Source organism: Streptomyces milbemycinicus, from assembly GCF_002154605.1.
In the GTDB taxonomy this organism is placed as follows: Bacteria; Actinomycetota; Actinomycetes; order Streptomycetales; family Streptomycetaceae; genus Streptomyces; species Streptomyces milbemycinicus.
Genome location: NZ_MUNE01000263.1, coordinates 1 through 7667 on the forward strand (window position 1 = coordinate 1; position 7667 = coordinate 7667).

Annotated in this window: 7 protein-coding genes and 2 pseudogenes; 7 read left to right on the forward strand and 2 right to left on the reverse strand. The window is 70.9% G+C overall.

Annotated features, from left to right (window positions below; all coding sequences use genetic code 11):
* A pseudogene (locus CCN51_RS56505) lies at nt 1-227 on the forward strand (hypothetical protein); the annotation flags it as partial.
* Between the two features lie 83 nt (nt 228-310).
* Here CCN51_RS56505 and CCN51_RS21480 read toward each other — a convergent pair.
* Nucleotides 311-1063 (reverse strand): TetR/AcrR family transcriptional regulator, encoded by a 753-nt coding sequence (locus CCN51_RS21480; protein ID WP_014180486.1) that lies wholly within the window; start codon nt 1061-1063, stop codon nt 311-313.
* Between the two features lie 118 nt (nt 1064-1181).
* Between CCN51_RS21480 and CCN51_RS21485 the strand changes: the two genes are divergently transcribed.
* From CCN51_RS21485 to CCN51_RS21495, 3 genes are read left to right on the forward strand one after another with little or no spacing between them, the layout of a single operon-like run.
* Complete coding sequence (locus CCN51_RS21485; RefSeq protein WP_014180487.1) at nt 1182-1805, forward strand: NADPH-dependent FMN reductase; 624 nt, start codon at nt 1182-1184, stop codon at nt 1803-1805.
* A 17-nt stretch (nt 1806-1822) separates the two neighbouring features.
* Nucleotides 1823-3394 carry an MDR family MFS transporter gene (locus CCN51_RS21490; protein WP_014180488.1) on the forward strand — a complete coding sequence of 524 codons (1572 nt, stop codon included), beginning with the start codon at nt 1823-1825 and terminating at the stop codon, nt 3392-3394.
* 40 nt (nt 3395-3434) lie between these two features.
* Nucleotides 3435-4553, forward strand: a complete 1119-nt coding sequence (locus CCN51_RS21495) for an NADH:flavin oxidoreductase (protein WP_014180489.1) — start codon at nt 3435-3437, stop codon at nt 4551-4553.
* A gap of 45 nt (nt 4554-4598) precedes the next feature.
* Here the strand turns inward: CCN51_RS21495 and CCN51_RS21500 are convergent, their stop codons facing one another.
* Nucleotides 4599-4913 (reverse strand): DUF1330 domain-containing protein, encoded by a 315-nt coding sequence (locus CCN51_RS21500; protein ID WP_014180490.1) that lies wholly within the window; start codon nt 4911-4913, stop codon nt 4599-4601.
* A 78-nt stretch (nt 4914-4991) separates the two neighbouring features.
* Between CCN51_RS21500 and CCN51_RS21505 the strand changes: the two genes are divergently transcribed.
* From CCN51_RS21505 to CCN51_RS21510, 3 genes and pseudogenes are all read left to right on the forward strand, one after another.
* Nucleotides 4992-5714 carry a TetR/AcrR family transcriptional regulator gene (locus CCN51_RS21505; protein WP_238545489.1) on the forward strand — a complete coding sequence of 241 codons (723 nt, stop codon included), beginning with the start codon at nt 4992-4994 and terminating at the stop codon, nt 5712-5714.
* Nucleotides 5715-5768: 54 nt separating this feature from the next.
* A pseudogene (locus tag CCN51_RS55935) lies at nt 5769-6195 on the forward strand (ISAzo13-like element transposase-related protein); the annotation flags it as partial.
* A 66-nt stretch (nt 6196-6261) separates the two neighbouring features.
* On the forward strand, nt 6262-7068 hold the full coding sequence (locus CCN51_RS21510; protein ID WP_014180492.1) for a nucleotidyltransferase domain-containing protein: 807 nt from the start codon (nt 6262-6264) through the stop codon (nt 7066-7068).
* The last annotated feature ends 599 nt before the right edge of the window (nt 7069-7667 follow it).

The window sequence follows — 7667 nt, forward strand, 5'->3', positions numbered from 1 at the left end:
CGGGGGCGGGCCCGCCCCCGGGCTGCGGCTGCGGATACGAGGGCAGGCCCGGTTGCGCGGGCTGCGGCGCGGCGCCGGGCGCGGCCGGGGGCACCGGCGGTCTCGGCGGCTGCCCGCTCCCGCCCTGCCCGTTTGGCGCGCCCCGCCCGGGCGCGCCGCTGTCGTCCTCGTACGTCATGGTTCCAACCCCCGTCCACCGACTGGGCCACGACCTGCGGCCCGCGTGAACACAAGGACAGACGACGATCGACGCCGTGGAGTTGCACCCGGGGCGGGCCCAGGAACAGAAGGTTCAGGCCGTAATGACCCCTCAGATGCCCAGACGGGCGGCGATTCCGACGAGGACGGCCTCGAGCCCGATCTCGAACTGCCACTCCGCGTCGTCCTTGCGGTTCGCCTCGTCGATGTAGCGGGCGTATGTCGGGTACCGGCCGGTGTTCATCAGCCAGTTCATGCGCGGGGCAAGGGCGATGCGCGTCTCGTCGGCGCTGGCCCACCCCTGCTCCTGCATCAGCTCCGCGAGGCCGATCTCACGGTCCACGGCGCCTTTCACATAGGAGTCGACGGCGCGGCAGACCGCCATCATCGTGTCGACGTCCAGATCGAGCTCGTCGAGCGAGGCCAGGGCGCTTTCGACCACGGCCACTTGGTTCGGCGTCAGCGTGAACACCGCCGTGCGGGCCACCCAGCGGTGCTGGAGGAGCACCGCCCTCGTGCGCCGGGAGAGCGCTCGCATGGCCTGCCTCCAGTCCTTGGCGCCCTCGGGTGGCGTCATCTCGCCGTAGACGTGGTCGACCATCAGCTCCAGGAGCTCGTCCTTGCCGGACACATAGCGGTACGCCGCCATCGGCGCGACCCCCAGATCGGTCGCGAGGCGGCGCATGGTGACGGCGTCGATGCCTTCCGCGTCGGCGATCGCGACCGCGGCCCGGGCAATGCGCTCGGGGGTGAGCGTGGAGCGCGGCGCGGGGGCCGGGCGGTTCAGCCGCTCCCACAGAAAGGCGGTCTCCGGCTCGCCCTGCTCCGGTTTCGGCTGCGTCTCCTGCTTCTTCCGGGGAGGCATGGGGCCAGCTCCTTCTGTCGCGAGTGATGTACAGAGTATCGCTCAGTGGACAACGTACACGCCGCTGTGTACGTTGTATCTCGTCCGATACAACGTACACATCGAACGGGAGCCTCCCATGAACGACCTCAACGACAACCCCAATGGCGGCCTCAGCGCCGCCCCGCTGCGCGTGGCGGTCCTCGTCGGCAGCACCCGGGACGGCCGCTTCGGACCCGTGGTGGCCGAGTGGACGGCCGGTCACATCGCCCAGCGCGAGGACATGGAGGCCGACCTTGTCGACCTGGTCGAGACCCCGGTCCCGACCGTCATGCCGGCGTTCGGGCAGCAGCCGTCCGACGAGGACGTGGCGCTGCTCGGCGCCGTCGCCCCGCGGCTGGCGGCGGCCGACGCGTTCGTCATCGTCACGCCGGAGTACAACCACAGCTACCCGGCGGCCCTGAAGAACGCGATCGACTGGCACAACCCGCAGTGGCACGCCAAGCCGGTCGCCTTCGTCTCCTACGGCGGCATCTCCGGCGGTCTGCGCGCGGTCGAACACCTGCGGGGCGTCCTGGCCGAGCTGCACGCGGTGACCATCCGCAACACGGTCAGCTTCCACAACTACGGCGACAAGTTCGACCCGGACGGCAAGCCCCTGGACCCGGAGTGCGACGCCGCGGCCAAGTCCCTGCTCGACCAGCTGACCTGGTGGGGGCTCGCGCTGCGGGACGCCCGCGCCGCCCGCCCGTACACCGGCTGAGGCGGGGGAGCGCAGCCATGACCGGCGACCCGGGGGACGCGCCCCCTCCCGCCCGGCAGAACCCTCCCTACCTGGGCATCTTCGGCCTGATGCTCGGCATCTTCCTGGCGACCCTCGACGGGCAGATCGTCGGCGTCGCGCTGCCGACCATCGTCGGCGACCTGGGCGGCCTCGACCACTTCTCCTGGGCCGTCACGTCCTACCTGCTCACCTTGGCGGCGACCACCCCGATCTGGGGCAAACTCGGTGACCTCTACGGCCGCAAGGGCGCCTACCTCTGGTCCGTGGTGCTCTTCCTGGCCGGCACCGTCCTGTGCGGCCTCGCGCAGAACATGGGACAACTCATCGCCTTCCGCGCCGCCCAGGGCCTCGGGGCCGGCGGTCTCATGGTCGGTGCGATGTCCATCATCGGCGTACTGATCCCCGCTCAGGACCGCGGCCGCGTCCAGTCGATGATCGGCGTGATGCTGCCGGTCGCCTTCGTCGGCGGCCCACTGCTCGGCGGATTCATCACCGACGCCCTGGACTGGCGCTGGGTCTTCTACATCAACGTGCCCTTCGGTATCGCCGCGCTGCTCGCCGTCGGCAAGGGCGTACGGCTGCCACGGGCGCGGGCCGGCGGGCGGATCGACTACCCCGGTACGGCCCTGCTGACTGCCGCCATCCTGTCGCTCACCCTGCTGGCCGGCTGGGGCGGCACCCGTTACGACTGGACCTCGCCGCAGATCGTGCTGCTCGGCGCGGTGGCCGCCGCGGCTCTCGCCGCCTTCATCCGGGTGGAACGGCGCGCGAAGGAGCCCGTCATCCCGCTGCGGCTGTTCCGCAGCCGCGACTTCACCCTCGCCCAGGCCCTCAGCTTCCTGGTCGGCGCCGCGCTGATCTCGGTGGCGAGCTACCTGCCCCAGTACATGCAGTTCGTGCAGGGCTCCTCCTCCACCGTCAGCGGCATGCAGGGCCTGCCCCTGATGCTGGGCATGCTGGCGGCGCAGCTCATCACCGGCCGGCTGATGGACCGGGGCGGCCTGGAACGCGTGGTGCCGATCACCGGTGCCGCCCTCACGGTCACCGGCGTGCTCCTGCTGCTCCTGCTCGACACCGGCACCCCGGTGTTCGCTGCCTCGGCCCTCCCCGTGGTGTTCGGCGCCGGTGTCGGCATGCTGATGCAGAGCACGCTGCTCACCACGATGAGCACCGCCCCGCCGCGCGACATGGGCGCCGCCACCGGCACCGTCACCCTGCTGCGTACGATCGGCGGCTCACTCGGCGTCGCCGCCCTCGGCGCCCTGCACATCGGCCGGATGACCGCCGAACTCGCCGACCGGCTCGGCGCCCGCGCTGCCGAAAAGCTCACCTCCACGGGCGAGGTGACCCCGGCCTCGGTCGACAGCATGCCCGCCCAGGCGCGCCACGCCGTCCAGGAGGCCTTCATCAGCGGCCTGCACGGGGTCCTCGTCGGCACGGCCGTCCTCGCCGTGGCCGCCTTCGCCCTCGCCTGGTGCGTCCGAGGGAACTCGCCCGCCGAGCCCGCCAAGCCCTCCGACCCCACCAAGGAATCGGGCCGCGCGCAGATCCCGGCGACGGCGGACTGAAGCCTTGTCACACGCACCCGACAGAGAAAGCAGACCAGCCATGTCCAGCACCTCCGCCGTACGCGCCAAGGACATCCTTCTGCGCCCCTTCACCCTGGGGGGCCTCACCCTCCCCAACCGGATCGTGATGGCGCCGATGACCCGTGAGTTCTCGCCCGGCGGCGTACCGGGCGAGGACGTGGCGGCGTACTACGCCCGACGGGCCGCGGGCGGGGTCGGCCTGATCGTCACCGAGGGGACGTACATCGGCCATGAATCGGCGGGCAGCAGTGACCGCGTCCCCCGTATCCACGGAGAACAGGCTCTGGCGGGCTGGGCCAGGGTGACGGGCGCGGTGCACAGCGCAGGCGGGAAGATCATGTCGCAGCTGTGGCATGTGGGCATGGACCGCAAACCCGGCACCCCGCCCGTGCCCGCCGCCCCGCCCATAGGCCCCTCCGGCATCGCCGTCGACGGTACGCGGTCCGGCCGGGCGATGACGCGGACCGACATCGACGATGTCGTCGCGGCCTACGCGACGGCTGCCGCGGCCGCCCAGCGGATCGGGTTCGACGGCGTCGAGGTCCATGCGGGCCACGGCTATCTCATCGACCAGTTCCTCTGGGAGCGGACCAACCGGCGCACCGACGCCTACGGCGGAAACCTCGTCGCCCGCTCCCGCTTCGCCGCCGAGGTCGTCGCCGCGGTCCGCGGGGCGGTCTCCCCGAACTTCCCGATCACCTTCCGGTTCTCACAGTGGAAGATGGGCGCCTACGATGCCAGGCTCGCCCGCTCGCCGCAGGAACTCGAAGCCCTGCTCGCCCCGCTGGCGGACGCCGGAGTCGACGCCTTCCACTGCTCCACCCGCCGCTTCCACCAGCCCGAGTTCGACGGGTCCGACCTCAACCTCGCCGGCTGGACGAAGAAGCTCACCGGCAAGCCTGCGATCTCCGTCGGCGCGATCGGCCTCGACAACGAGTTCACCGATGTGATCCAGGGCCGGCAGGGCGAGGTCACGGGCATCGGAGAACTGCTCGACCGCATGGAGCGCAACGAGTTCGACCTCGCCGCGGTCGGCCGCGCCCTGCTCGGCGACCCCGACTGGCTCACCAAGGTCCTGACCGACCGCACAGCGGACCTCAGCCCCTTCCATGTGGGCCTGCTCGCCGCCCTGAACTGAGCTGCTCCGCCGAGGCCCTGTCCGGTCACCGCACCAGCAGCACAGCTAGTCAGGGAGGGAGAAGCCTTCGGGCGGCGCGCCTTCGACGAACAGCATTCCCACCCCGACCTTGCCCTCTCGTATCTCCCGGGCCCGTCGGTACTCGGGGGAGTCGTACCACTCCCGGATCCGGTCCATGTCGGGAAACTCGATGACCAGGAACCGGGAGGAGTCCCAGGTGCCTTCGACGGGCTCGGGTGTGGGGCCCGCGACCAGGTAACGGCCGCCGTGGTCGAGGATGGATTTCTGGGCCACGGGGGCGTAGGCCAGGCCGGCCTCCTCATCGTTCACATCGGCGTTGACGATGACGTAAGCGGGCATGGGGTTCCCCGTTTCCTTTGGACACGGCGTGTACTTATGTCACGCCGGAGACTATTGCATCCCTGTAACGTGTTCAAGGTGGGTATCGACGAGGGCGAAAGCGTCACGGGTGTGATGAGCCGCCGGGAGCGGCTGCGGGTGGAGACGAGCCGGGAGATCAAGGCCATCGCGCTGCGGCAGATGGCAGAAGGGGGGCCCGGAGCGATCTCGCTGCGCGGCATCGCCCGCGAGATGGGGATGACCGCTCGCGCGATCTACAGCTACTTCCCCACCCGGGACGACCTGATCACGGCACTGATCAGCGGAATCGCCGCCTCGCTCGCGGAGGCGCTGGAGACCGCCAGCAACGCCGTGCCCGACACCGACCCCGGTGGCAGGCTGCTGGCCTGGGGCCAGGCCCTGAGGGAATGGGCGCTGGCTCACCCCGAGAGCTTCCGGCTCTTCTACGGCCACCCCATCCCCGGCTACCAACCCCCCGAGGACGGACCGGTGGACCGGACGGCACGCCGGGTATGCCGCGAACTCACCCGCTTGGTGGCCGCCGCATGGCCCAACGCCCGGCACCGCCAGCCCGAGGACACCTCCTGGGCCGATCTTCACCCGGACTACGTCGCGAAGATCCAGGAAGACCTCCCGGACGTGCCACCCGCCGCGGCCGCGCTCGCGCTGCGCGTCTGGGGCCGGATGCACGGCCTGGTGGCCCTGGAGATCGACGGCCACATCCACCCCGTCGCGGGGAACCCGGCCGCCCTGCACCGCGCCGAAATGCTTGACCTGGTCGGGTCACTGGGCCTGGCCTAAGGGCTTGTAGGGAATCAAGGTGTTGCTTCCCGTTCTGGGGCCCGTTGGTGTGGTATGCGCATCCCGGACGAGGCTCGTGCCCAACTCGCTGTGAAGTTTCCGGTCTTGTTCCCGCATCTCGACGAGCGGCAGCGGCGCTTGCTGATGGGAGCGGAGGCCCGGGTGCTGGGGCATGGCGGAATCCGGGCCGTTGCGCGGGCGGCCGGGGTAAGTGAGACGACGGTCCGCAGGGGGGGTGCTCGAGCTGGAGGCCGGCGAGGCCCCGTTGAGGCGGGTGCGGCGGCCAGGCCGAGGGCGCAAGCGGATCGCGGACCTCGATCCGGGGTTGCGGCCCGCACTGCTGGCGCTGGTCGAGCCGGACGAGCGCGGTGATCCGATGTCGCCGCTGCGGTGGACGGTGAAGTCGACCCGCACCCTCGCTCGGGAGCTGACCCGGGCCGGACACCGAATCAGCGCGGACACCGTTGCTGCACTGCTGCGAGTCCGCGACGGTGCTCACGCGATTAACCCTGTCCGCATTTGCCGTCGGCTTGGAACGATGGCAGCCATGGATGCCCAGCCACAGCCTGACGCCGCCCCCTTCCCGGGGGCAACCGGTTCCAGCGCGGTCGTTGAGTACGCTCGCGAAGCCCGGAGACTGGTCTTCGCCCGCTATCCGGACGCACTCGGCGCCGTACTCGGCGGCTCCAGCGCCTCCGGTCGGGCCACCCCCGGCAGCGACCTCGACATCGCCGTCCTCCTTCCTGACGGCGGCATCAGCCGCCGCGAAGTGTTCCGTCACGAAGGCCGCCCCGCCGAGGTGTTTCTGCACACCCGCGCGGACTTGGGGGAGGTGTTCGCGGAAGCCCGGGCCACGCGCCGGGCGACCGCGCTCTTCATTTACGCCGAGTCGGTCTTGCTGTACGACCCGGATGGCCATGTCGAAACCCGGCGTGCCGAGGCACAGGCCCTGCTCGCTGCCGGGCCCGAACCCCTTACCCCGAACGAGAGCGAACTCGGCCGCTTCCTGCTCACCGACCTTCTGGACGACCTGGCCGAGACCGGTCCCGGCAGCGACCGACATGAGCAACTGGCCATCGCCGACCGGACGCTGCAGGAAGCCGCACACCTCCTGACCGCTTATCACCGCGCCTGGAACGGCGCCGGCAAGTGGCTGCCCCGGCGCCTGACCGCGGCCGATCCGGTCCTCGGTCGGGAACTGCTCCGTGGGCACCTGGCCCTCGCCGAGCGCGCCGACCCGGCACCGCTGACCACCGCAGCCCGCCGTGTGCTTGAGCTGTTGGGCGGTCCCCTCCGGGAGGGCTACGTCGCGCCCTGGCGCCCGTCCGCCGGGAACGGAGCCGGCGAGTCATAGTCACGACTCGAGGTCGGTGAACCCGTACGGGATGCCTCCCCGCTCGATCAGCGCGTCCTCCAGCTCGTCCTCGTCGAGGTCGTCCTCCGCGCAGTCCTCCCAGCCGTCGTCCTCAAGGCGACGTCATCGGGATCCCCGGCGAGCATGTTCTTGTGGTCGGGGCTCCAATCTCGGGGAACCGCAGGGGTGTTGCCAAGCGCGTTGCGGGCAACCCGCGTCGCCCGCCCCCCTGCCCTGCTGTCAGTGGTTCCGGGCCGGGCCTGCCAATGTAGTTCGCTAGAATATTATCTTCTGGAGTATAGTTTTCGGGGGTCAGGCGTCGCGCCGAACACCCGAGATCCCAGGAGCCACTCCATGCCCATGCCCACCCCTCGCACTCTCGCCCCACCCCCCGACGCTCCCCGCCGGCCGCGGGCCGCCACCGCGTTCCGTGGTTCATGCGGATCACGCTCCTCCTGCAGTCGGCGGCGATCCTGGCGCAGGCGGTCACCGCCGGTCTGCTGCTGGCCTCCGTGCCCATCGGCCGGACCCTGCATGCCGGGATGGCGCAGGCCGTGCTGGGGGCCGTCCTGCTCAACCTCCTGGCCGCGGTCCTGGCC

Bases quoted from the DNA above. Each gene is read 5' to 3' on its own strand.
- CCN51_RS21500 (WP_014180490.1), bottom strand. From the start codon at position 4,913: ATGCCCGCTTACGTCATCGTCAACGCCGATGTGAACGATGAGGAGGCC.
- CCN51_RS21510 (WP_014180492.1), top strand. From the start codon at position 6,262: ATGGATGCCCAGCCACAGCCTGACGCCGCCCCCTTCCCGGGGGCAACC.
- CCN51_RS21485 (WP_014180487.1), top strand. From the start codon at position 1,182: ATGAACGACCTCAACGACAACCCCAATGGCGGCCTCAGCGCCGCCCCG.
- CCN51_RS21480 (WP_014180486.1), bottom strand. From the start codon at position 1,063: ATGCCTCCCCGGAAGAAGCAGGAGACGCAGCCGAAACCGGAGCAGGGC.
- CCN51_RS21495 (WP_014180489.1), top strand. From the start codon at position 3,435: ATGTCCAGCACCTCCGCCGTACGCGCCAAGGACATCCTTCTGCGCCCC.
- CCN51_RS21490 (WP_014180488.1), top strand. From the start codon at position 1,823: ATGACCGGCGACCCGGGGGACGCGCCCCCTCCCGCCCGGCAGAACCCT.